Source organism: Actinoallomurus sp. NPDC050550, assembly GCF_040655075.1.
Classification (GTDB): domain Bacteria; phylum Actinomycetota; class Actinomycetes; order Streptosporangiales; family Streptosporangiaceae; genus Actinoallomurus.
The window spans coordinates 167,501-190,055 of record NZ_JBFAJC010000017.1; the positions used below are offsets into that span (position 1 = coordinate 167,501).

General features: G+C 69.1%; 13 protein-coding genes and 3 tRNA genes. 7 read left to right on the plus strand and 9 right to left on the minus strand.

From position 1 onward, the window contains the following. Positions 1 to 7: 7 nt before the first annotated feature. Positions 8 to 3,700 carry a glycoside hydrolase family 2 TIM barrel-domain containing protein gene (locus AB0I04_RS24150; protein ID WP_360888333.1) on the minus strand — a complete coding sequence of 1,231 codons (3,693 nt, stop codon included), beginning with the start codon at positions 3,698 to 3,700 and terminating at the stop codon, positions 8 to 10. Between the two features lie 336 nt (positions 3,701 to 4,036). Here AB0I04_RS24150 and AB0I04_RS24155 point away from each other — a divergent pair, with 336 nt between their 5' ends. Further along, complete coding sequence (locus AB0I04_RS24155) at positions 4,037 to 6,244, plus strand: glycoside hydrolase family 15 protein (RefSeq protein WP_360888336.1); 2,208 nt, start codon at positions 4,037 to 4,039, stop codon at positions 6,242 to 6,244. 175 nt (positions 6,245 to 6,419) lie between these two features. On the opposite strand, the gene AB0I04_RS24160 is transcribed toward AB0I04_RS24155, so the two are convergent. The 4 genes from AB0I04_RS24160 to AB0I04_RS24175 all read right to left on the minus strand — a co-directional run bounded on the left by AB0I04_RS24160 (position 6,420) and on the right by AB0I04_RS24175 (position 10,859). Then, the gene (locus AB0I04_RS24160; protein WP_360888339.1) at positions 6,420 to 7,466 is read right to left on the minus strand and encodes a cation diffusion facilitator family transporter; all 1,047 of its coding nucleotides are present in this window, start codon (positions 7,464 to 7,466) and stop codon (positions 6,420 to 6,422) included. After that, positions 7,459 to 7,896 (minus strand): metalloregulator ArsR/SmtB family transcription factor, encoded by a 438-nt coding sequence (locus AB0I04_RS24165; RefSeq protein ID WP_360888342.1) that lies wholly within the window; start codon positions 7,894 to 7,896, stop codon positions 7,459 to 7,461. Before AB0I04_RS24165 ends, AB0I04_RS24160 begins: the two co-directional genes overlap by 8 nt. Positions 7,897 to 8,014: 118 nt before the next feature. Then, the gene (locus AB0I04_RS24170) at positions 8,015 to 9,160 is read right to left on the minus strand and encodes an aminotransferase class I/II-fold pyridoxal phosphate-dependent enzyme (RefSeq protein WP_360888345.1); all 1,146 of its coding nucleotides are present in this window, start codon (positions 9,158 to 9,160) and stop codon (positions 8,015 to 8,017) included. A 43-nt stretch (positions 9,161 to 9,203) separates the two neighbouring features. Beyond that, positions 9,204 to 10,859 carry an APC family permease gene (locus tag AB0I04_RS24175; protein ID WP_360888348.1) on the minus strand — a complete coding sequence of 552 codons (1,656 nt, stop codon included), beginning with the start codon at positions 10,857 to 10,859 and terminating at the stop codon, positions 9,204 to 9,206. A 218-nt stretch (positions 10,860 to 11,077) separates the two neighbouring features. On the opposite strand from AB0I04_RS24175, the gene AB0I04_RS24180 reads away from it, so the two are divergent. Beyond that, positions 11,078 to 11,974 carry a LysR family transcriptional regulator gene (locus AB0I04_RS24180; RefSeq protein ID WP_360888403.1) on the plus strand — a complete coding sequence of 299 codons (897 nt, stop codon included), beginning with the start codon at positions 11,078 to 11,080 and terminating at the stop codon, positions 11,972 to 11,974. A gap of 100 nt (positions 11,975 to 12,074) precedes the next feature. Here the strand turns inward: AB0I04_RS24180 and AB0I04_RS24185 are convergent, their stop codons facing one another. After that, entirely contained in the window at positions 12,075 to 13,325 is a 1,251-nt protein-coding gene (locus AB0I04_RS24185) for a hypothetical protein (RefSeq protein WP_360888351.1), read from the minus strand. A 263-nt stretch (positions 13,326 to 13,588) separates the two neighbouring features. Between AB0I04_RS24185 and AB0I04_RS24190 the strand changes: the two genes are divergently transcribed. The 5 genes from AB0I04_RS24190 to AB0I04_RS24210 all read left to right on the plus strand — a co-directional run bounded on the left by AB0I04_RS24190 (position 13,589) and on the right by AB0I04_RS24210 (position 17,060). Next, positions 13,589 to 14,797: a cytochrome P450 gene (locus AB0I04_RS24190; protein ID WP_360888354.1), complete on the plus strand. Its 1,209-nt coding sequence runs from the start codon at positions 13,589 to 13,591 to the stop codon at positions 14,795 to 14,797. A 620-nt stretch (positions 14,798 to 15,417) separates the two neighbouring features. Further along, on the plus strand, positions 15,418 to 16,320 hold the full coding sequence (locus AB0I04_RS24195; RefSeq protein ID WP_360888357.1) for a M1 family aminopeptidase: 903 nt from the start codon (positions 15,418 to 15,420) through the stop codon (positions 16,318 to 16,320). Between the two features lie 231 nt (positions 16,321 to 16,551). Continuing rightward, a tRNA-Trp gene (locus AB0I04_RS24200) sits at positions 16,552 to 16,614 on the plus strand. A 164-nt stretch (positions 16,615 to 16,778) separates the two neighbouring features. After that, positions 16,779 to 16,850: transfer RNA gene (locus AB0I04_RS24205), tRNA-Arg, on the plus strand. 138 nt (positions 16,851 to 16,988) lie between these two features. Next, positions 16,989 to 17,060, plus strand: a tRNA-Cys gene (locus AB0I04_RS24210). Positions 17,061 to 17,493: 433 nt separating this feature from the next. Here the strand turns inward: AB0I04_RS24210 and AB0I04_RS24215 are convergent. From AB0I04_RS24215 to AB0I04_RS24225, 3 genes are all read right to left on the minus strand, one after another. Then, entirely contained in the window at positions 17,494 to 18,411 is a 918-nt protein-coding gene (locus tag AB0I04_RS24215) for an aminoglycoside phosphotransferase family protein (protein ID WP_360888360.1), read from the minus strand. 64 nt (positions 18,412 to 18,475) lie between these two features. Further along, positions 18,476 to 21,565, minus strand: a complete 3,090-nt coding sequence (locus tag AB0I04_RS24220; protein WP_360888363.1) for a hypothetical protein — start codon at positions 21,563 to 21,565, stop codon at positions 18,476 to 18,478. Between the two features lie 83 nt (positions 21,566 to 21,648). After that, positions 21,649 to 22,278, minus strand: a complete 630-nt coding sequence (locus tag AB0I04_RS24225) for a hypothetical protein (RefSeq protein ID WP_360888366.1) — start codon at positions 22,276 to 22,278, stop codon at positions 21,649 to 21,651. Positions 22,279 to 22,555: the final 277 nt, after the last annotated feature.

A 22,555-nucleotide genomic window follows, 5' to 3' on the forward strand; every position in this document is an offset into this window, starting at 1 on the left:
CACTCTGCTACGGCCGCTCGTAGAGCGCGCGGACCTGGCTGTCGGACAGCGCCCGCCCGAAGATGCGCAACTCGTCCACGGCGCCGGGCAGGAAGGGATCCCCGGAGAACTGTGACCGGCCGACGTAATTCCGCGGGATGTCGCCCAGGTACATCGGTACGAGGTCCATGGCGGGGTTGGCGTCGACCTGGACGCCGTCCACGTACAGGCGGCCGCCGCCGCTGCCGCCGGCGAGCGTGACCGCCACGTGTTTCCATTCGCCGGCGGGCAGGGGAGGCGCGTGCAGGTGCTGCTCCGCGCCCGAACCGTTCATCGTGATGGCGAACATCAGCATGTCGTCGGTCAGCTCCGGCGGACGCAGGTTGGCGCCCTGGGTCAGGAACATGTAGGTGACCCGGTCGAAGCCGAAGTCGAAGATGCGCAGCCACCGTGGCAGGGAGGCCGGCCTGACCCAGCAGGCGATGGTGGCCGTGCGCGCCCCGGCCAGGATTCCCTGCGGCAGCCGGATGTGGCCGTCGTTCGATCCGGACGCGTTGAGGTGCACGGCGTTGCCGACCCGGCCCGCACCCCAGGTGGCGTCGCCGACGAGCGTCGCCGTCAGGTCCCTGTCCCGCCGGCCGCTCGAGTCGATCGCGGTTCGTCCCGCGCTCTCGCCGAACTTGTACCAGGCGACCACCTCCGGCGGCTCGGGACCGCTGCCCACGACCACGTCCTTCGCCTCGCTCCAGACCTGGAACCGCCGATGAGCCGCCTGGTCGAGATAGCCCGCCTCGGCCCGCAGGGAGAATTTGCCGAAGTTGCCGGCCGGTGGCGTGACGGTCCATGTCGCCTCGACCGTCTGGCCAGGGGCCACCGTACGGAAGCGATCCGGCGTGCGTGGCTTGACGCTCCAGCCCCGTGGCACATCGAGCGCGAGGCGGACGTCGCGAACGGGAGACCCTTCCCCGGCCTCGTTCGAGAGCCTGGCGGTGATCTCGGCGGACTTGTCGAGGTCGATCTCGCCGATATCGGCGACCGCCAGCCGCACCGTCTTGCTCTCGAAGGAGAACCAGATCGTCCGCCGGTAGTCTCCGTCCCCCGAGTTCGGCTGCCCTGACGGCCCGGTCTGGGACGCCGCGTGGTTCTTGTCGCCGATCGGGGCGATGCCGTCAAGGAATGAGATGTCCCCGCCGGGGAAGGCCGCCGTCGCGGTGCCGGGATTGGTGCCGAACTTGGGGGTGTACAGGCGGAGGAACAGGTCCTCCTGCTCCGTGACGATCGTGATGTCGCCCTCGAGAGCGCGCAGCACCGCCCAGTAGGTCCCGGCATGGTAGCCCTTGAATTCGGGATACTTCCAGTGATCGGCCCCCCAGAGATCGGAACCGGTCGAAGTATCGTTGTAATTCTTGTACCACACGTCGGTGACAGGGCCGAGCGTTCGGTTCTTCCAAACCCGGTACGGCCCCTTTCCGAGCCATTTGACGCCTCCGATCCGGTGCTCGGGATGGTCGAATGAGACGCCCGAGAAGTTCCTGTCACCGGTGACGCGATACCGATACTCCAGTTGAAGCCACCCGTTGCCCAACATGCGCCAGGTGACATATGACAGATCGCCGGTGTAGTCGGCGTGGACGACGTGAGCGGCGCCTTCGTCGCGGTGAGTGATGTCCGAGAGCGTCGCCTTTCCGGTCGTCATCACGGGCCCATTGATGAGCGACATGGGGATGTCGTTCTTCCGGACGCCGGTCAGCAGGCCGGTGCGTTTGCTGATGGTGACCGCGGTTCCCGAGGCGGTCATGGTGATCGCGTCTGGGGTCTCCGTCGCCCTCACGGTGCCGGGTCCGGCCGGTACGATGCGGTCCTTGTAACTCGTGGCCGTCGTGATCGGCCACACCCATGAGCACACTTCGCGGCCGGAGGGGTCGACGGCGGCCAGCGCCAGTGCGTCGGACCGCTTCACCGCCGGCGGCGGGAGACGTAGCGTCAGCGTCGCATTCTCACCCGGCCCGGCACGACGGACGTTCGCCGTGCCGTTCGCCATCACCGCGTGGCCGGTGGACTCCTCGTACGGCCCACGGAATCTGATCAGCTTCCAGTCGAACCGGCACTCGTCGATGTTCGTGAAGTCGTATCGGTTGGTGAGTTCGATGTCGAACACCGCCGGGTTCGAACCGGTGCCGGAGCACCGCAGGGTGGCGAGAATCGGCGACCAGATCTCCCGGATCGCGTAAAAACTCCCCTCCTTCTCGCGGTACGGTCCCGCAACGCCGTCCGGGGCGCGGTCGCCCGCCACGTCGATCCGGCCGCCCTGGTCGGTACGGACGATCCCACTGTCGAGAAATGCCCAGATGAATCCTCCGCCGGAGTTCGGCCGGCTCATCATGAGGCTCCAGTAGTCCGCCAGCCCGGCGCCGCCGCCTCCGTCGTACATGGCGTGGAGGAACTCCGTCGGCAGGTAGATCGAACCAGGCTCGTTCCGCAGGTAGTCCTGGACGTTCTCATACGTTGGGTAATGGGTGGTCCTGATGCCGTTGAACGGTTCACTCGACGGGTGCAGGACCGTCCGCCGTTGTGGGTCATACGACGCGAAGTCGCCGTCCACGGCGGTGTTCCAGCCGCCCTCGTTGCCGTTGTCCCAGAAGATGACGGACGGATGGTTGACGTCTCGGACGACCATCTCCTCCACGAGCCGTTTCGCGCTCGGCGTGTCGTACGGCGTGTGCCAACCGGGCAACTCGTTCAGCACGTACAGGCCGAGCTCGTCGGCGTGGTGGTAGAAGTCCTGGTCCTGTGGGTAGTGCGACAGCCGGACGGCATTGATGTTCATCTCCTTCATCAGGAGAATGTCGTCGCGGTTCATCTTCGGGCTGGTCGCGCGGCCGGAGTCCGGCCATTCGGCGTGCCGCGTGATGCCCTTGAGCATGATCCGCTTTCCGTTGAGAAAGATGCCTTTTCCCGGGCGTACCTCGACGGTGCGGAAGCCGAACCGCTCGCTGACCCGGTGCAGCACCTCGTCGCCCTTGCTCAGCGTCACTTCCAGCCGATAGAGATTCGGGGTCTCCGCCGTCCAGAGTCTCGGGCCGTCCACGCGAGTGGACAGGGTCACCTTGCTCCCGTCGGTGCGGATGCCCGCCGAGAAGGGACGACCGACCGTTGCCCCGTCCAGGGACCTGATCCGCGCCCGGACAATGTCGGCCTCGGCGACGGCGCCCGGGAAGACGTCGACGGAGAGCGACCCGTCGGCCTGTGCGTCGATCGCCAGACGGTCGATGAATTCGGCGGGATGCGCCAGCAGATAGACCGGTCGGTAGACGCCTCCGAAGATCCAGTAATCGCCCCTCCGCTCCGCACCATTGATCGAGGCGTTGGCGGATTCCTTGTCGACCGTCACCCTCAACAGGTTCGGGCCGCCGAAAGCGAGCACATCAGTGACCTCGTACATGAAGCGGAAGAAGCCGCCCTGGTGCGTCGGCCCGACGGTCGACCCGTTGATCCGCACATGGGTGTCCGTCATGCTGCCTTCGAAGACGATGAAGATCTTCCTGCCACGCCAGCCCGGGGGGACCGTGAACGCACGCTCGTACACGCCCTGCTCGTTCGGCTGGTCGGGGTGGTCCTTGACGAAGTTTCCGTAGTCGTACGTACCGTAGCCGTGAAGTTCCCAGTTCGACGGCACGGGAACAGTGGTCCATTCGCCGGAAGTCCGTCCGCTGTTCACCATGAAACGCCACTCGACCGCGTGATCCTTGTCCGTGCCTGACAGGTACGCGACCTCGGACCTCGCCGGCGTCGATGAGCCTCCGGCACCCGCGGCCGATGCCGTACCTCGACCGATCAATGGTCTCGCCGCGATGCCGAGCGCCCCGAGCTTGAGTACCGTTCTCCGGCTGAACATCTGCCGTCCTTTCCATTCGGCCCGCACGGCCGCTGAGGAAAAGGTTTTCCTCAATCTAGGCGCGGGATGGGGGACGGTCAACAGCCGTGGATCTTGTCGCGCCTCCCGATCCCGCCTATGTTCGGGCGGGCGGTCTCTCACGGAGCGTTGAGGAGCATTGCCATGAGCTGGTGCGCGCGGCTTGGTCGGCTCGGTACGGCACTCCTGCTGGGAGCGGTCGCGGTGTCGGGCACCACGGCGTATGCGGCCGGTGACGCTCCCGGCGCGCCGGGCGGCGGCTCCTCATGGACCACCGGCGACAAGACCTCGCTCGGCACCGCCACCGGCGCGGCCTCCAAGATCTGGTTCACCGTGGCCAAGGGCGTCACCTCCGAGGTCTTCTATCCCCGGACCGACGTGCCCGACGTGCAGGACCTGCAGTACGTGGTGACCGACGGCTCGAGCTTCACCGATCTCGAACGCGACGCGACCACGCACACGGTGTCGATGCCGGACGAGAGGTCGCCGGAATACACCGTGACCAACACGGCGACGAGCGGCCGGTACCGGCTGACCGAGACCTACGTGACCGACCCGGCCCGTTCGACCCTGCTGATCAAGACGCGTTTCCAGTCGCTGGACGGCGGCGCGTACAAGCTGTACGCGCTGTTCAACCCCTCGCTGGCCGGCAGCGGCGGCAACGACACCGGCGCGTGGGACGCCGCGGACGGCGCGCTGGTCGCCTCTGACGGGCAGGCGGTGTTCGGGTCGACGGTGTCCTCGGCGCTGAAGTCCTCTGCCGCCTTCACCACCCACACCAGCGGCTACAGCGGCACGGCCAGTGACGGCCTCGTCGACCTGCGTGCCAACAAGCGGCTGACCGGCCAGTACGACACCGCGAGCAGCGCCGGCAACATCGTGCAGGCCGGCCAGGTCCCGGTCGGCACGGACACGACGTTCACGCTCGCGCTGGGCTTCGGCGCCGACCGTACGGCCGCTGCCTCGGCGGCGACCGCGTCGCTGTCGGCGGGCTTCACCGCGGCCGAGTCGTCGTACGGGTCCGGCTGGCACGACTACCTGAGCGGCAAGACCGTGCCCGCGAGCGTGTCCGGCGACACAGTGCGCCGCCGCGCGTACCTGGTGGGCCTGATGACGCTGCACGGCCTGGAGGACAAGACCTTCCCGGGCGCGAACGTCGCGTCCCTGGCCACACCCTGGGGCGACTACGTCGACGGCGGCGCGCTGAACGACGGGTACCACCGAGTCTGGGCCCGCGACCTGTACCAGCAGGGCACGGCCCTGCTCGCGGCCGGCGACGCCGCGCAGGCCAAACGGATGGCCCAGTGGCTCTGGAACCGCCAGCAGATCACCGCGTGGACCCAGGGCGACGGCGTCACGTACGGGCCCGGGTCCTTCCCCCGCTACTCGCCGGTCGGCGGGGTGAGCGGCGCGACCCCGCAGCAGCTCGGCTGCTGTGAGCAACTCGACGAGGACGCCTTCCCGATCGTCCTTGCCTGGCAGACCGGGCTCACGGACTCCGCCACGTGGTCGAAGATCAAACTGACCGCCGACCACATCGTGAGCTTCGGTCCCGCCACGCCGGGGGAGCGCTGGGAGGAACAGAGCGGCCTGTCGCCGTCCACCGTCGCGGCCGAGGTCGCCGGCCTGGTCTGCGCCGGCGACATCGCCCGCCGCAACGGCGACACCGCGAGCGCCACGACGTACGAGAACACCGCCGACTCGTGGCGGAACTCACTCGAGGGGAAGACGTTCACCACGACCGGGTACTTCGGCGACCACTCCTACTACGAGCGGATCGAACACGACACCGACCCGAACGACACCTACGCCCGTACCTTCGCCGACGGCACCTGGTGGGAGCGCGACATCGTCGACGGCGGCTTCCTGGACCTGGTACGGCTCGGCGTTCGCCCCGCGTCCTACGGCGACGTGACGGCCTCCCTGCCCGAGCTCGACGCGGTCGACTCGGTCACCGCCCCGAACGGCGATGTGTACTGGCATCGCTACAACCACGACTCCTATGGCGAGAGCCAGGACGACGGCACCGGCTGGCCCGCCGGCCACGGCCACCCGACCGGCCGGGTGTGGCCGCTGCTGTCCGGCGAACGCGGCGAGTACGAGCTGGCCGCGGGCCGGCCGGCGACCGCTCAGCTGAAGGCCATGGCCGACAGTGCGAACGCCGGCTACCTGATCCCCGAACAGGTGTGGGACCAGGCCGACCAGTACGGGTTCGCCTTCGGCGGCGCAACGGGCTCGGCGGCACCACTCGCCTGGGCCGAGGCGCAGTACGTCCGGCTCGCCCAGTCCATCGACGCCGGGCGCCCGGTCGACCGGCCCTCGGTCGTCGCCGCCCGGTACGGCACATCCTGAGCGGGAGCCCCGATGGGCGCCGCCACGGAGGGGCGGCGATGCCCGAAACGCCCGGTGATTACAGCACTGCTCGCCCGGCGTCCGCGGCCCGCTTGGGCCGGTCCCATCGCGCTGCCTTGGTCGGGCGGTGGCCTCGGCGGCCGTCTATCGCTTGACGGAGGCTGTTGCGGGCGGCCTACGGATCGTTGGGGCGATGCACGGGACCGTGTGATTCGTCGCAGTGTTCTTCTGTCGCGTCGCCTGCGTTGGTGATGGACAGCAGCGTGTCGTGTGTGTGGTCGACCTGAAGCGTGGTGTGGGTGATCTTGTATTCGGCGGCCAGGACGGCTTCGAGGTCGGCGCGTACGGCGTGACAGTCCTCTCCTGGGGCGACCAGGACGTGCGCCGATGCGGCCGGCATGCCCGAGGTGATCTGCCAGATGTGCAGGTCGTGCACCTCGGTGACGTGAGGGCGGGCGGCGAGTGCCTGGCCGACGCGCTCGGGGGAGAGCCCGGCGGGCGCGGCCTCCAGGAAGATGCGACCGGATTCACGTACCAATCCGACGCCGGCCTTGAGCATCAGGGCCACGACGACGAGGGAGGCGATCGCGTCCGCGCGGACGAAGCCGGTGAGCACCATGATCAACCCGGCGACTGCGGTGGCGATGAAGGCGTACAGGTCGGTGAGGATGTGCTGGAAGGCGCCTTCGACGTTGAGGCTTGACCGGTTGGCCTTGCTGATCATCCACGTGGCTGCGACGTTGATGGCGACGCCGACCAGCGCGGTGCCCAGCACCAGCCCGCCGGTGACCTCCGGTGGTTCGAAGAGCCGGCGGATCGCCTCATAGCCCAGCCACGCGGACAGCAGCAGCAGCGACAGTCCGTTGGCCTGGGCCGAGAGGATCTCCGTGCGTTTGAGCCCGTAGGTGTAGCCACCGTTGGGCGGTTTGGCGGCCAGCCGCATCGCCACCAGAGCCAGCACGATGGAAGCGGCGTCCGTCAGCATGTGGGCGGCGTCGGAGATCAACGCCAGCGAACTCGCCACGATGCCGATCACGACCTCGCCGGCCATGAAGGCGACGATCAGCGCGAGCGCGCCGGTCAGGTATCGCTTGTCGGCGTCGGCACTCACGCCATGGGAGTGGCCCGCGTGGCCACCGCCTTGTTCTTCGTGCTCATGTTCGTGATCATGATCGTGGGCAGTGTCCTGCGCGGCGTGTGTGTCCGCGGGCTTGCTACTCATGGGTGTTCTCCACGGTCGGACCATGTTCGGGGTGGGCGGCTGCGGGGGCGTGCCCGATGTGGGTGAGGGCTACGTCCAGCAACATCCGAACGTGCGCGTCGGCGAGCCGGTAGTAGGCCATCCGCCCCTTGCGGCGCACATGAACGACTCGGTGCGCGCGTAGGAGCCGCAGGTGGTGGGAGACCGCCGACTCGCTCGCGCCGGCGACCGCGGCGAGGTCGCACACACACATCTCGCCTTCGAGCAGGGCGACCAGGACGCGGAGTCGCCCCGGATCGGCCAGGAGGCCGAATATGTCGGCCAGTTCCGCGACATCGCTCTCGGCGGGCATCGCCGCCGCGACGATGGCCACTCGGTCGCGGTCGACGATACGCACGCTGCAGTCGCCCAGGCCCGTCACGCTCTTCGTGACATCTGCACGATCGTTCATATGTTGTACCGTACCGCCTATCTTCACGAGTACGGCGAAGGCCTGCGTTAGCCGAGAGCCCATGCCGGGCGTCCGGCCAATCCACTCGCCCATGGGCCGGGGGAGGGGCGCATACCGATCACAGTCGTTTGGTCAGGGCGGTTGTGATCCGCTCCAGTGCCTCGAGGAGGGTCGGTTGTGGGGTGGCGAAGTTCAGGCGGACGTGCCCCGCACCGCCGTGACCGTAGGTCGGGCCGGCTCCGGTGGCGACGCCGGCGTGCTCCAGGAGGAACGCCGCGGGTTGGTCGATGTCGAAGGCGGTCAGGTTCAGCCAGGAGAAGTACGTCGCTTCCGGGGTGTCGGCGTGGATGGGCAGTTCGGCTCCGGCGAGGAATTCGGTGACCAGGCGGCGGTTGTCGTCCAGGAATGTCAGCGCCTCGGTGAGCCATGGTGCGCCTTCGGCGAGGGCGGCCTTGGTGGCGATCATGCCGAGTGGGCTGATGCCACTCTTTTCGACGTGGCGGATGCCGTCCCAGATCGCGGGGTCGCGGCCGTTGGTCAACGCGACCATGGCGCACCGCAGCCCAGGGAAGTTCCACGCCTTGGTCGCGCTCGTGACGGTGATCGCGTGTCGCCGGGCGGTTTCGTTGAGGGCGGCGTACGGGGTGAAGGGTTCGGTGTAGCGGATCGGGGCGTGGACCTCGTCGGAGATGACGCGGGCGCTGTGCCGGTCGACGATCGTCGCGAGTTCGGTGAGCTCGTCCGAGGTGAAGACGCGTCCCACCGGATTGGCGGGGTGACAGAGGATCACCGAGCCCGCCCCGGCGCGCAGGGCACGCTCGATTCCCTCCAGGTCGAGGCGGTACCTGCCGGCCTCGTGGCGCATCGGGACCTGTACGCAGGGCCGGCCGGTGACCGCGACGACCTCGAAGAAGCGGGGATAGGAGGGGGTGGGTACGACGACCGGAGACGACGGCTCGGTCAGATGCCGGATCGCGAGCAGGATGCCACGCATCGCGTCAGGGACGAGCCGGATGCCGGCCGGGGTCACCGAGAGTCCCTGGCGTCCGAGCCAGGCCGCCGTCGCCGTGGGGACGCCGCTGAGGTGGTCGTCGACCGGATAGCCGAACGCTTGGCGCTCGGTCGCTTCGCTGACGGCGGCGAGGATGGGGTCGGCGATCGGCAGGTCCATCTCCGCGACGCCGAGATCGAGCACGTCCGGCCCGTGGTTCGACCAGCGTTTGCACCCGCGCGCCCGTGAGCGTGAGACGTCCCAGTTCAGCAATTCGGTTCTCCTGTTCGGTTTCTCGGCCGCCGGTTCGGTGCGGTCACGTCTGAGGCCCTTCCGCGGTGATCGCCGAGCCTGACGCGGGAGCCACCGGCTCGCTCGCCGTCGTCCCGGTCTCAGCGCTCGCCGACCGGTGCCAGCCGAGCCCGGACCGGTAGGCCGCCCTCCAGATGACGAGGCTGGCGAGTCCGACGAGCAACGAGTCGTACGGCGCTGTGATCACGCCACGGCCCTCGAAGCTGCCGAGGAAGGACATGAGGCCGAGTCCGCAGAGGAAGACGATCAGCCATGCACCGGTCCGGTACGACAGGCGCGTACGGGATGTGCGGCCCATGCCCTGAAAGGCGTAGACGACCAGGCCGACGAGCAGCAGCGGGGCGGCGACGCGGACGCGTTCCCATCCCGACCAGTACAGGATGAGACCGGACAGGACGAACGAACTCGCCCCGACCGGGAGACTCCACCGGCCGAGCCAGCCGCCGCTGCGGTCGCCGACCGCGTACAGGACGGTGACCGCGACGGACACGGCCGCGTAGCTGAGCCCGTAGTAGAAGCTCAGGGAGCTGGCGATGTCGGACCAGTTGCCCAGGGCCAGGACGATGACCACGCCGATGGTGAGGTTCAGCATCAGGGCACGGCGCGGGATGCCGGTGCGTTCGTGTACGGCGGCGAAGAATCGGGGCAGGATGCCGTTCTGGGCGGCGCCGTAGGTGTAGCGGCCCTTGACCGACGCGGAGATCAGGATGCTTCCGGTCGGGGAGAAGGCGGCGTCGGCCAGCAGCAGCCACGACAGCCATCCCATGCCGATCAGGCTCGCGAGCTGGGCGAGTGGCGAGGTCAGGTTGATGCCGCGCCATCCAGTGCCGAGCAGGCCGGTGGGGAGAGTGAACAGCATGGACAGCTGCAGACCCAGGTAGATGACGAAGGAGACGCCGAGGGCGGTCAGCGTCGCGCGGGGCACCGTTCGCCGCGGATCGCGCGCCTCCCCGGACAGCACCGCCGCGGCGTTGATGCCGGTGAAGGAGTAGATCAGGCCGGCGCCGACGATCGCGGTCAGCGACGCCGCGAAGCCGTTGGGCGCGAAGCCGCCTCCCGCCGCGTAGTTCTTGGTGTCGAACCCGCTGGCCAGCAGCAACACCACGGTCAGTGCCGGGACGATGAACTTCACCGCGGTGACGGCGTTGTTGACCCGTGCGACGAAGCCGATGCCGATCATGTTGAGGGCGAACACGACGATGAGCAGCACGGCCGCGCACAGGCGGCCTGGCACGGTGAGCGCCTCACCCGAGACCAGCCACGGCAGCCAGCGGCCGGAGTACTGGGCGACCGCGGTCGCCTCGCTCGGTCCGGCGTAGGCGGCCTGAAGGAAGACCGCCCAGCCGATCACCGTGCCGACCAGCGGGCCGGAGGCGAGCTGAGGCCACCGGACGTTGCCTCCGGACAGCGGTCGGCGAAACGACAGGTCGATGTAGACCAGCGCGATCAGCAACGTGGCCAGCCCGGCGACGACCCAGGAGATCAAGGCCGCGGGCCCGGCCAGCTTCGAGGCCTTGTAGGCGGCGAACAGCCAGCCGGAGCCGATGACGCTGGAGAAGGTGATGGCGGTCAGCGAGAGCGTTCCCAGGCTGCGGTGGAGCCGCTGGTCGTCGCGGGGTGAGACGCCGGACGTCTGCGGCGCCGCGTCACGGTCGGGCATGTGTGCTCCTTTTGTGCTCGGCACGGTCGGCAGGACCCCCGGCGAGAGGTGGCGACCGGAATCGCCGGTCACCAACTCGACTTCACTGCTCAAACCCAAGGTCAGGGCCTGTACCGGTACCGTGCCGTACGCGGGCGTCGGTCGAGTAGACGGCGTTTGCCTGGACCTAGCCCTAAGCTGCGCCTATGCCGCTGGAAAGCATAGAAACAGCCGATTTGGTGGTTTTCGACGCGGTCGCCCGGACCGGCAGCTTCGGTGGCGCGGCCGTCGAACTCCAGCTGTCCCAGCCCTCGGTGAGCACCCGCATGTCCGGTCTGGAACGCAGACTCCAGGCACGGCTGTTCACCAGAGGGGCTCGTGGCACGACGCTCACCCCGGCCGGAACGCGCTTCCTCGGTTACGCGCGCCGATGTCTGGAACTCCTCGACGAGGCCCGGCTCACCGTACGCCGGCAGGACCTCAGCCGGCTCACCCTCACCGCGCCCGCCAGCCTCGCCACCACGCTGTTCCGGCCCATTCTGAAGGCCTTGGCCGAGCACCCTCTCGACGTCCGCTGCCGGGTCGCGACCAGCGACGAAGCGATCACCCTCCTGCTCGACGGCGCCGTCGACGCCGCGTTCGTCGTGCATCGGGTACTGCCCGCGAGCCTGCAGTCGCGACTCGTCGCACGCTCACCTTTCGTCGCGGTGTGCGGGCCGGACCATCCGCTGGCCGAACGCGACGGGCTTTCCCCCGAGGACCTCATAGCGACGAAGGTCGCGGTCCACTACACCGTGCACGCACTTCCACGGCCCGCCGCCGGAAGCGACCCCGCGGACGAACTCGCCAACCTGTTCGCCCACCCCGAACGCGACCGGCATCACCCCGTCCAACTCGTCGGAGCGCCCGACGTCGCCGTCGAACTCGCCGTCGACGCCGACTACGTGGCCGTCGTCCCGCTGTACGCGGCATCCCAGGCCCTGAACGCGGGCCGCGTCCGCCTACTCCCGCTGACGCTGCCGAACTGGCAACTGGAGATCTGGCTCGCCCACCGAGCCGACTCCGAAGACCATGCGGGTCTCCAGCGGCTGCTCCACGAGCTTCCAGCCGTCACCGCTGCTGCAGCCCCCGCCTGACCTGGGCATATCGCGAGCCCGCGTCACTGTCGTGGCACGCCGGAATCGCCGCCTCGGATTTCCGGTCAGTATGCGTCCGGCGTCGGACGCATACTGGCTTTCAGTGGTCGTCGCCAGGGTCGTCGTACTCGATCTGTGAGGTGGGTCGGAAGGGGCCGGTGACGATCTGGCGGATGAACCGGCCGTTGTCGAGGATCTCTTCTGCGGAGACCTCGTACGTGAACTCCTCGCCGGGCTGCAGCCGACGTCTGCCGATCACGACGGCCTTCTTGACCCGGTAGATGGACGCCCACGGAGAGCAGTAGTACATCGAGCCGGTCGGCGCGATGTCACCGCGCTTGCGAGCGGCGTTGATCTGCTCTTGGATCCGCAGCGTCTTGCCGGGATTCGGGTCGTGCCGCCACATCTCCTCGATCGTCCTGCGCGCCTGGGCGTCGCGTTTCCAGCGGGACAGGGAGCCCTGGTCGGTCAGGCACCAGGGGCCGAAACCGCTCGTCCCGGGCAGCGGGAGCCTGGTGGCCGAGGCTCCGTTCTTGGCCGTGCCCGCGTTCCGGTAGGTCTTCAGCAGGCTCGGCATCGCGATGAGCTGCCCGAGGTGGTAGTAGGCCTCCAGAGCGTGCTGCAGGCGTTGCTCGATGATCTCGTGGAGCTCCTGGCTTGCTCCTGGTTCGAAGACGTTGGCGGCGTAGTCCGCCGACGACGAGGCCTCCGCGGCGATCTGCCGTAGCCGGTCGAGGTCGGCCTGATGCCCGTCGTCGGCGCAGGTCGTCTCGAACGTGCCAAGGGCCACGTCAGCGTGTTCGCGGATGGCGGCGCCGGCCGCGATCATCGCTTCCAGATGCACGGCCGGGCACGGCTCGATCTCCACCCAGCCGGGCAGGTCGGCCGGTAGGGATACCGCCTCATCCAACCGGTAGGTCGGATTGGCCGCGGCCTGGCGTGTCAATGACAGCCAGTGCTCGACCTGGCCGAAGAACGCCCAGACCTGTTCGGCGGTCACCTTGGGCAGGTAGCCGACCGTACGCGTGTCGGCCCGGTAGTCCGCCTCGATCATCTTGTCGCCCAGGGTCTGGAGAACGTAGGCGTTCCAGGCGTACAACTGCTGTGCGGCCGCCGAGACCGGGGCGCCCCAGGCGTCGATTCCCTCGGTGGCCAGGTCGCGGCGTACCGCCTCGGCGTCGTCGAGCGCTCGGTACACCCCGATCCCGGCCTTCTGGATCGACTCCAGTGTCTTGGCCGGGACCTCTTTCTTGAAGCCCGCCACGACACGGGTCAGCAACCCGGGACTGTCCGCCATCTCTCTCCCACCGCCGATGATCTCGTGTGCCGTGTACGACGCGTTCAGCGACATCCGCGTTCCACGCGGATCTCGGGAGAAGCAGGCTATGGCTCGCCGACCCGGGGGTGCGGCGAGCAGTCCTGGCCGGACGTCTGCGCCACCGCGGAGTCCGGCGCTTCCTTGCCCATGGCCGCCACCGCTCGGTGATTCGAACGCCACGGCGGTCCTCGCTCACGGAGAAATTGCATCGTTACCTCTCACAACGCGGAATCAGCCGAAGGCTCGCGTTCCGGACGTTGATCAACGATGATCAGCTCGTGAGGTCGGAACGTTCCATGCCTTCCCCCAGTGAGGAACACGTGACTCCGCAGCGGATCCCGGTACCGACAGAGCACATCTACGACACTCAGGCGAGGCTACGTGACATCGGACCGGTCGTGCCGATCGAGCTCAGCGGCGGAATCTCCGTATGGGCGGTGACCACGCATGCCGCGGCGCACGAGGTCCTCTCCAACGACAAGGTGTACGCACGCAACTCCCGCAACTGGCCCGCACTGCACGACGGCAGCATCCCGGCGGACTGGCCGTTCCGGCCGTTCATCGAGGCCGACCACATGGCGACGGCGGACGGCCTCGACCACCGACGGCTGCGCACGATGGTGAACAAGGCGTTCACCCCGTCCAGGGTGACGGCACTGGCACCCCGCATCGAGGAGATCACCGCCGCGCTCATCGGCGATCTGACCGCGGCCGGCGACGGCGTGGACCTGGTCCCGGCCTTCGGCGAGGCCCTGCCGATCAAGGTGATCTGCGAGTTGTTCGGCATACCGGAGGAGGACCGGGCACCGCTCCGGGCCTGGACCCAATCGGTCATCAACGCCGGCGACCAGTCGGTCGAGGCACAGTTCGCGATGCTCGGCTACCTCGCCCGGTTCGCCGAACGCCGGCGCGCCGACCCGCGGGACGACCTCACCTCAATGCTGATCAAGGTGCAGCAGGACGGCGAAGTCACCCTCTCCGACGACGAACTCGCCGGCATGCTCTTCCTGTTCGTGATCGCCGGGCACGAGACCACGATGCACCTGCTCGACAACGCCATCGTGGCGCTGTCAGTGCACCCCGACCAGCGCGACCTCGCCATCCGGGACGGCCTCTGGGAGCAGGTGGTCGAGGAGACACTGCGCCGCTACCCCTCCGTGCCGATGGCCGTCTTCCGATTCACCACCCAGGACACGACACTGGCCGGCGTGGAACTCCCCGCCGGCGCCCCATTGCTGCTGTCCCTGTCAGGGACCGACTCGGCCCAGCACGGCGCTGACGCCAACGGGTTCGACATCACCCGCAGCCCGAGGGCGCACCTGGCCTTCGGGCACGGGCCGCACTTCTGTGTCGGCGCGCCGCTCGCCCGCCTGGAAGGCAGGATCGGCCTGTCCGCGCTGTACCAGCGCTTCCCGAAGCTACGTATGGCGGTCGACCCGTCCGAGGTGATGTACACCTCGTTCACCACGAGCGGACCCGCCTCGCTCCCGGTCCACCTGTACTGAACCGGGCCCTGCCCCTCGCCGCGCTGCCTTCGGGCCGGCGAGGGGCAGGCGCGGTCACGCGCCCCGGCCGCAGGAGACCGTCAGACACAAGGCTTCCTGCCGTCAGTATCGGCAGGGCTTGCGCGGTGATCGGGCACGGGGCGGGCCGCGTAGGGCACTGGTCGCCGCGACTGTGCTCGCCGGCATGGTGGTGGGCGTCGGCACGAGCTTCGGCGCCGGCGGTTCGCCGCGTACCGGCATTGCGGCGGAGGCGGTTGCGGCGGGCGGCGGGAGCTTCGACGTCACCGGCTACGACATCACGATGAGCTACCAGCCGGGCACCCGGACATTTCGGGGCGTCACGGTGGTCAGCGCCGCGGCGACCCAAGCACTGGACAGCTTCACGCTCAACCTCAGCGGGCTGACGGTCCGTTCGGTCACGGTCGATTCAACAGCGGTGAAGTCCTTCGCCCGGACCGGCGAGAAGGACCTCGTCGTCGTGCCGGCGACAACGATCGGCCGAGGCGCCGGGTTCCGGGTTCGGGTCGAGTACGACGGAACGCCGGGAACCGGGTGGTTTCCCACCGCGTCGGGCGGAGCCACGGCAATCGAGGGAAGCTCCAGCGCGTGGTTCCCCGTCCATGAGGACGCTCACCAAGGCGGCCTTCCACCTGGCGGCGACCGTGCCGGACGGCTGGAGCGTCGTTTCCATCGGCCGGGAGCGCCCGGTGCGGCGCGGCTCCACCACGGCCACGTTCCGCTGGACGGAGCCGGACGTCGACCCCGCCGACATCGCCGTGTCCATCGACCGCTTCACGATCGAACGGTCGGCGCTGGCCGACGGAACCCCGGTGGTCAACGCGTACGCACCAGGGCTGCAGGAGTCGACCAAACCGCTGGCGGACCGGTTGCCGGAGATCCTCGATTTCCTTTCCGACAAGTTCGGCCGGTACCCGTTCCGGGCGGCCGGCAACGTATTCGTCCAGGTAGACGACGACGCCCCGGCGACCGCGCCGCAGACCCGGCCGGTGTACCTCGGCGCCGGCAACAAGCAGTTCATGACCCTCGACGCCGTCGTCCACGAGCAGACTCACCAGTGGTACGGGGTCTCGGCCGCGGCCCGCCGGCCCGAGGACGATTGCCTGGCCGAGTGCTTCGCCGCCTATGCCACGTGGCTGTGGGACGAGGCCAAGGACGGCGCCGACCTCGATGCCCGCTACCGCGAGCAGGTCAACGCCAAGAAAGGCGACGCCGACTTCTGGAAGGAGCTCTACCGCCCGGGCGAGGCACCGGGGATCAACGAGTACGACAAGGGCCCGCTCGCCCTGCACGCACTCCGGCGGCAGGTCGGCGACAAGGCGTTCTCCCGGTTGATCGAACAGTGGCCGCAGGAGCACCGCGATGACTACGTCGACTGGCCGCAGTTCGAGGCGTTCGCGGAGAAGATCACCGGACAGGACCTCACCGGCTTCTTCCAGGCATGGTTCCGCGGCGCAACGGTGCCCGCAGACCAGTACCTCTGGCCCAGCACGCTGAAGCCATAGCAACTCACCGCGGAAAAAACCTGTTGATCCTCGACGACAAGATCCTAAGATAGACATCAGCAAGCGACCAGAAAGGAATCCGACAGTGGCGTACGCGCTTATCGACGGCTGGCACGGGCAACCGTGTGGCCTGGCCGGGCAGCGCCCCATGTTCCTGGAGTCCCCTGGGTAGAGACGATGAGTCGCACTCCCAGAGGCCGCCGAGGAAAATCCCCAGCGGCCTTTTCTTATGGCCGAGCCAGCGGATAGGCAGCCGGTCTCCAAAACCGACAGGATGCAGGTTCGACTCCTGCCGCTCATGTCAGACCCCTTCTTACGGGCGGGGGCACGGAATCACTTGATAACTCCACAGCGGAAGACACCAAATAGGCAGGCGCGGTCCATTTGCCGTCCACGGGAAGTCCCCGGCTTCGGCTGAGACAACCCAGCGACGCCACGGACTTGCCGCGCCTCGTCATGCCTTCGTAGCTCAATGGACAGAGCACCCGTCTACGGAATGGGGGATCCGGGTTCGACTCCTGGTGAAGGCGCTTCGCCCGCCGATCGCGGGCACTTGCCGCAGAAGCCGAAGTGGTGAGGCACATCCTGGCAGGGGAGAGCGGACCTGCGCTCGCCCACGAGTACGGGATGACGCACCAGAACGTCTACTACATTGCCAACCGATACAAGGCCGCATGCCTAAGTAGTTAGGGTTTCGCCTGCAAAACGGTTACACGTCGGTTCGAATCCGACTGCGGCCTCGATTCCCGGCCGAGCCTCTACGGTCCGTAGCTCAAATGGATAGAGCAGCGGCTTCCCAAGTTGCAGTTGGCGCCGGTTCGAATCAGATCGGGTCGGCCGAAGTGTCTTCCGTTGTGGGGGTCTGGCGATACGGACGGCACTGGCGTTCAGTGCACGTCGGCTAGGCGGGCTTCCTGCCTGGTGTGGGCCGCGGAAGGTCGGCGTCGTGCGCGAAGGCGGTGGCCGGCTGGACGGGGTGATTCTCGGTGCCGCCGGTCACCCGGTGCGAGCGGCAGCCGCTGCGGCTGTGCGGTGCACGGCGGCGGCTCGGCGTCCTGGTTTGATTGTCAATTCGCTGCGGGAGGATCCCAGTAATACGAGCCGAGGAGTTTGCGCAAGGTGCACGGCTCGCGCCTTATTAGGGCTTATCGCGCCGACCCGGGCGGCGGGCGATCAGCGGTGGGCCGTTGCGATGAGGCGTCGCAGTGCGGCGTGGGCGGGTGGGCCCCATGTTGGTTTGCCGCCGGGCCGGCCGTGGACGCCGGCGTCTCCGATGAGGATGCCGCTGAGGGCGCGTCCCACCGCCCATCCGCGGGCGCGGCGCAGGGTCGCGGCGTCCGGGGCGGGTTGGTAGGCGGCATGGAGGCGGTCGGCGGCGCCGTCCGGCAGCAGAATCCAGGCGGCGGCGAGGTCGCTGGCCGGGTCGCCTGCGAAGAGGTCACCGAAGTCGATCACGCCGCAGATGGTGCCGTCCGCGGTGAGGACGTTGGCCGGATGCAGGTCGCCGTGGAGCCAAAGTGCCGGGCCGGCCCAGTCGGGCGCGGCGGCGGCGTCTTCCCAGACCGCGCGGACGGCGTCAGGGTCAGGGATCAACCCCAGCTCGGTGGCCGAGGCGAGCTGCTTGGCGAAACCCTCGGAGTGGTCGGCCAGCGGCCCTCCGCGGCCCCGACCGGTGGGTGCCTGCTCGGGGGCGGGTTGGTGCAAAGCCGTCAGGAAGGCGGCCAAGGCGTCGGCGGCCTCCGCGGCGCGTGCGACGGGGGCGCGGTCGGCGGGCTCGCCCGGCACCCACGTGGTGACGATCCACGGTCGCGGAAACAGAGCGGAGGGCTCGCCGAGGCGTTGCGGGACGGGAATCGGCAGCGGAAGGCGCGGGGCAAGGGCGGGCAGCCAGGTGTGCTCCTTGCGCAGCAGCGCGTCCGCGGACTGCGTCGCCCAGGGCAACCGGACGGCGAGGTCGTCGCCGAGCCGCCACAGCTGATTGTCCCAGCCACGCGCGCCGAGCCTCACCGGGTAATCGGCCAGGTCGGGGTGCTGGTCGCGCAGCAGATCCCGGACCAACTCCGCGGTGATCTCGATCTCGGTGTGGGTCATGCGGAGCAACGGTAGTTCACCACTTCGAGACGCCGGTGAGGGCGAGGCGTAGCCGGCTGAATTGCTACGCGTGGTTCCGGCGCCTGGCCGACCGGCCGGCGGCGACCAGGCCGCCGACCGCGACCAGTGTGCCGCCCGCGGCGGTGACCAGCTTGGGCAGCCACGGTGGGACGTCCAGGAAGCCGGTGACGCCGAGGATCCGGTGCATGCCCCAGGGCAGCAGCGCCATCTGGTCGTTCCACGCGGCCAGCGAGGTCTCCATCCCGGCTGCCCAGAGAATGACACCGAGCAGGGCGAGCGGGGCGCCGGCGGCGGCGAGGACCGGTGCGGCGGTGGATCGGGCGCCGAGTGCGCGCAGCGCGAGGTAGGCGGCGACCGGTACCCAGAGGAAGGCCGCGAAGGCGACGGTGATGTACACCGACCGCGCCTGCGGCCGGGTCCAGAAGTCGTACCAGTATCGGCCTGGTCCGCGCTCGGCCAGGGCGCCGAGCAGTATCAGGGTGCGCACGACGGCGGCTCCGCCGACGGCGGCGTACAGGCCGAACCGGTCGTGGCCGCGCAGCAGCACGCGCAGCACGGCGGCGAAGGCTCCCCACCCGCCGAGGGTGATCAGCAGGTGGGCGGGGGAGGCGAACCAGCTGTAGCCGGCCTGGCTGAGCACCAGTGCCGCTGCGGGCAGGGCCCACACCAGCACCCGGTCCAGGGTGGTGGGCGGCGGGCCGAGGTCACCCACGCGCCACGGTCTCGTGGCGCCGAGCCACAGCGCCCGTAGGGCCGCGGCGCCGGGCGGGCACCGACGGCGGGTCAGCGCCCGCAGCAGCCGCTGCCCGGCCGAGGTGCCCAGGGCCAGCGCGGCGATGAGGACGACCAGCAGGGCGCGGGCGAGCCAGGCCATCGCCAGGTTCCGTTCCGCGCGGGCCAGCCCGATGTCGGCCGCCGGGAACCGGTACGGCGGCAGGTCGACGTTGCCGGTGTATCGCCGCAGGTGCTCGTCGCGCGCCGCGGTGTACCGGGACCGGGCGGCCAGCCACTGCGTACGGGCGTCCGCCGACCCGGTGTCCAGCCACTGCGCGTACCGCAGGAACATGGCCCGATACGCGGCCAGCGTGTCGAACAGGTCGACCTCATAGTCCAGGGCGTCGGCGAAGGACTGGCGTTGCGCCGGGTCGCGCCAGGTGGCGGGGTCGGTCGCGGCGAGCAGGCCGCGCATCCGCCGCGCCGTGGCGGTCGCCTCATCGCCCTCCCGGATCGCCTCGTCCAGGTGGTCCCGGCTCACCGCGTAGATGCTGTCGAGCACCGCGCTGTCGCCGGTGACGATGTCCCACTCGAAGATCCACATCATCGGCGGGGGTTCCAGGCCGAGCGCCTTGACCGTGCGCTGCGCGTACGGTCCGACGTAGAGGCCCTTGGTGATCGCCTGGCGGGACAGCGCCAGCACCTGGCTTATCGCCCGCACGGTGGACGGATCGGTGCTGAACGTCTGGCGGATCCAGTCCGCGGACAGTTGCGCCGGGTCGGCGTCCGGGTCGGCGGCCAGCCGCGCCGCGGTGTGGACGTTCAGGTCGAACATCTGCCAGAAACCGGCGCGCAGGTAGAGGGTGCGCGGTCCGGCGCGCAGCGGTCCGCCCATCTGGGACCAGGTCCAGATGCCCTCGATGTGCGGGTTGGCGGCCAGCAGGGTGCGCAGCGCCTCCTGGTGCAGCGTGGTCAGGTCGTTGGGCAGCGACCCGAATCCCTCGAACTCCCGCCGTGCCTGGAGTTCCACGATCCGCCGCTGCTCGCCGACCTTCAGCGTGCCGTTGAACGGAAGGTAGCTGTAGTAGTCGCCGAGGCAGTACTTGGTCGACACGATCAGGTGCGGGTCGTCGATGCCGCCGAGCACCTGCTCGTATCGCCGCGGGTTGGTGTGCAGGTCGCCGATGGAGCCGATGCCGATGGTCCAGGTGCGGAAGATGATGTCCCGGCCGCCCTCGCCGGCGACCGCGAGCATTGCGCGCAGCATGGCGCGTACCGATGCCGGAGTCTTCACCGCGATCCGCGAGGTGTAGTCCCAGCCCGGGAACCGGTACGCGGCGCCGCCCTCGCCGACCCTGATCACCAGCCCGTCCGCGTACGGCAGCGCGGTGAACAGCTCGCGCAGCCCGGCCTGGTACACCGCCCAGAGTCGAGCGTCGCCGGTCGCCAGGCCGCCGAAACGCCGCTGGAGGTACCGCTGCAGCGGCGGCGACAGCGCCAGCATGTCGGTCGCGAAGTAGACCTTCATCCCCGCGTCGTGCGCGTACCGCCAGACCGGGCCGAACGCGGCGACCATCGCCTTCGCGCGGGCGATGTGGCTGTCCCCGGCCGGGTACACCTGATGTCCGTCGCCGACGCCGGCGAAGGTGACGTACTCCAGGAAGCCGGGCACCACCACGCCGTTGTAGCCTTCGGCGAGCCCGCGGTCGACCAGCTGCCGGAACTGCGCCGCGATCCGGGCGACGGCCGCCGTGTCCACATAGGGCGGTCCGGCGAGGACGGCCGGCCCGACCACGTCGGTGTTGAGTGAGTAGTCGTCGCTCGCGACGAACCCGGCCGGGTCGTCGGGCAGCCCGACCGACCCGGTGTCCAGCAGCCGCAGGCCCAACCGGGGCGCGATGCGCCTGTCGTTCTGGCCGGCCGGCAGTATGTTCTCGCCGGAACGGATCCGGTCGGCCACCGCGTACAGCCCGGTCGCGGCACCGGCCGGGTGCGTCGCCCGCAGCACCAGGTCGGCAGCGGTGCGGGTCAGCCGGTACGCCTCGTCGAACGCGCCGCCGGCGCCACCGGACAGCTCGACTCGCAACACCGCCCCGCGCGCCGCCACCGGCCCGGTGACGATGGTGGGGCGTGCCTCGCCCCGGCTGACCAGCGCATCGGCCACGGCTCGCGCGGCCAGCCGTACCGGGAGCTCGTCGGGGGCGACGATCTGGGTGATCGGCGGCGCGGCCGCCACCCCGCGCGGGGCCGCCGCGGTCAGATCTTCGCGTGGTACGTCGGCCGGTTTGAACGACAGCCCGAGCGTGGCGCCGACCTGATAGGCGACCGCGGCACCGATGCCGAGCAGACCGGCCACGGTGGCGGCCACCACCCAAGGGCGCGTGCCGCGCGCGGCAGTCGTATGCCGGTCGGGGACCACGCGCACATGTTAGGCCACCAGCCTGTCCGGCTCAGCTGGGCGCGACGTCGAACGCGACGGTGGTATGCCAAAGGAACGCAGCACTAATCCTTCGACTTGTCCGCCAGGTCCTTGGCCTCGTCGTTGGAGATGAACTCCGCCGCCGCCTTGGTGCCCTTCTTGTGGTAGCGCACCGCTTCCCAGAGCGGCCCGGGAATCACGTGGATGCCGTAGTGGGCGCGGTGGTGGTTGGCGCAGAGCACCTCGAGGTTGCCGGGGGACTCCACCCACTCCTGGAAGTCCTCATCGGTTTCGAAGTGCAGGCCGAGGTGCTTCTCGATCGCCTTCGGGTCCACCTGGTTGATCTGGGAGAACTCGACGTGCGTGTGGTGCAGCTCGGGCTGCCCGTCGCAGAGCTCGTCGTCGATGACGCACTTCCAGAGGCCCTGACGCTTCAGTCGCTCCTTGGCCTGCTCGAACAGGTGGTAGTGCGGGTCGTCCTCACGGGGATGATGGCTCGGGATGTGGGTCAGCATGTGCAGCGTCAGAGCCTGCTGGTGGGCGGCCGTGACCACGGCGGCCTTCGCGTGCGAGGCGTGCTCGCGAGCGTGCTCAGCCTTCTCCTTCACCTTCGAGGCGGCCTTCGCCGCCTTCGGGTGGGACTGGGCCGCCTTCTTGGCACGCGTCTTGACCCGTGCCTTCTCCTTGCCGAACAACCTGCTGAACAAACCCATCGTGGGCTCACGTCCTCAAGTGATGTGCCACTGCCGGCAGATTCTCCTGCCCACCGCAGGCCGGTTGGCGAGCACGAACGTTATCGAGAGTCGTCGTCCTTGATCAACCGAAACACACGATTTGTGCTGCAGTGGTGACACGGGGCTCGACTCGGTCTGCCGGGCAGTGCGCCGCAAGCACTTGCTCATCCGGCGCTCCGTGCTTGACCAGCTGGGCGACATCGGGCCCAGGGCATCAAGCGGACCCGGATGCGGGGCGGACTTCGCGTTGTGCGTG

Excerpts from the sequence above, each read along its gene's own strand:
- AB0I04_RS24175 (WP_360888348.1), bottom strand. The coding sequence starts at position 10,859 with ATGCCCGACCGTGACGCGGCGCCGCAGACGTCCGGCGTCTCACCCCGC.
- AB0I04_RS24165 (WP_360888342.1), bottom strand. The coding sequence starts at position 7,896 with ATGAACGATCGTGCAGATGTCACGAAGAGCGTGACGGGCCTGGGCGAC.
- AB0I04_RS24225 (WP_360888366.1), bottom strand. The coding sequence starts at position 22,278 with ATGGGTTTGTTCAGCAGGTTGTTCGGCAAGGAGAAGGCACGGGTCAAG.
- AB0I04_RS24155 (WP_360888336.1), top strand. The coding sequence starts at position 4,037 with ATGAGCTGGTGCGCGCGGCTTGGTCGGCTCGGTACGGCACTCCTGCTG.
- AB0I04_RS24190 (WP_360888354.1), top strand. The coding sequence starts at position 13,589 with ATGCCTTCCCCCAGTGAGGAACACGTGACTCCGCAGCGGATCCCGGTA.
- AB0I04_RS24185 (WP_360888351.1), bottom strand. The coding sequence starts at position 13,325 with ATGTCGCTGAACGCGTCGTACACGGCACACGAGATCATCGGCGGTGGG.
- AB0I04_RS24195 (WP_360888357.1), top strand. The coding sequence starts at position 15,418 with ATGAGGACGCTCACCAAGGCGGCCTTCCACCTGGCGGCGACCGTGCCG.
- AB0I04_RS24215 (WP_360888360.1), bottom strand. The coding sequence starts at position 18,411 with ATGACCCACACCGAGATCGAGATCACCGCGGAGTTGGTCCGGGATCTG.
- AB0I04_RS24150 (WP_360888333.1), bottom strand. The coding sequence starts at position 3,700 with ATGGTGAACAGCGGACGGACTTCCGGCGAATGGACCACTGTTCCCGTG.
- AB0I04_RS24160 (WP_360888339.1), bottom strand. The coding sequence starts at position 7,466 with ATGAGTAGCAAGCCCGCGGACACACACGCCGCGCAGGACACTGCCCAC.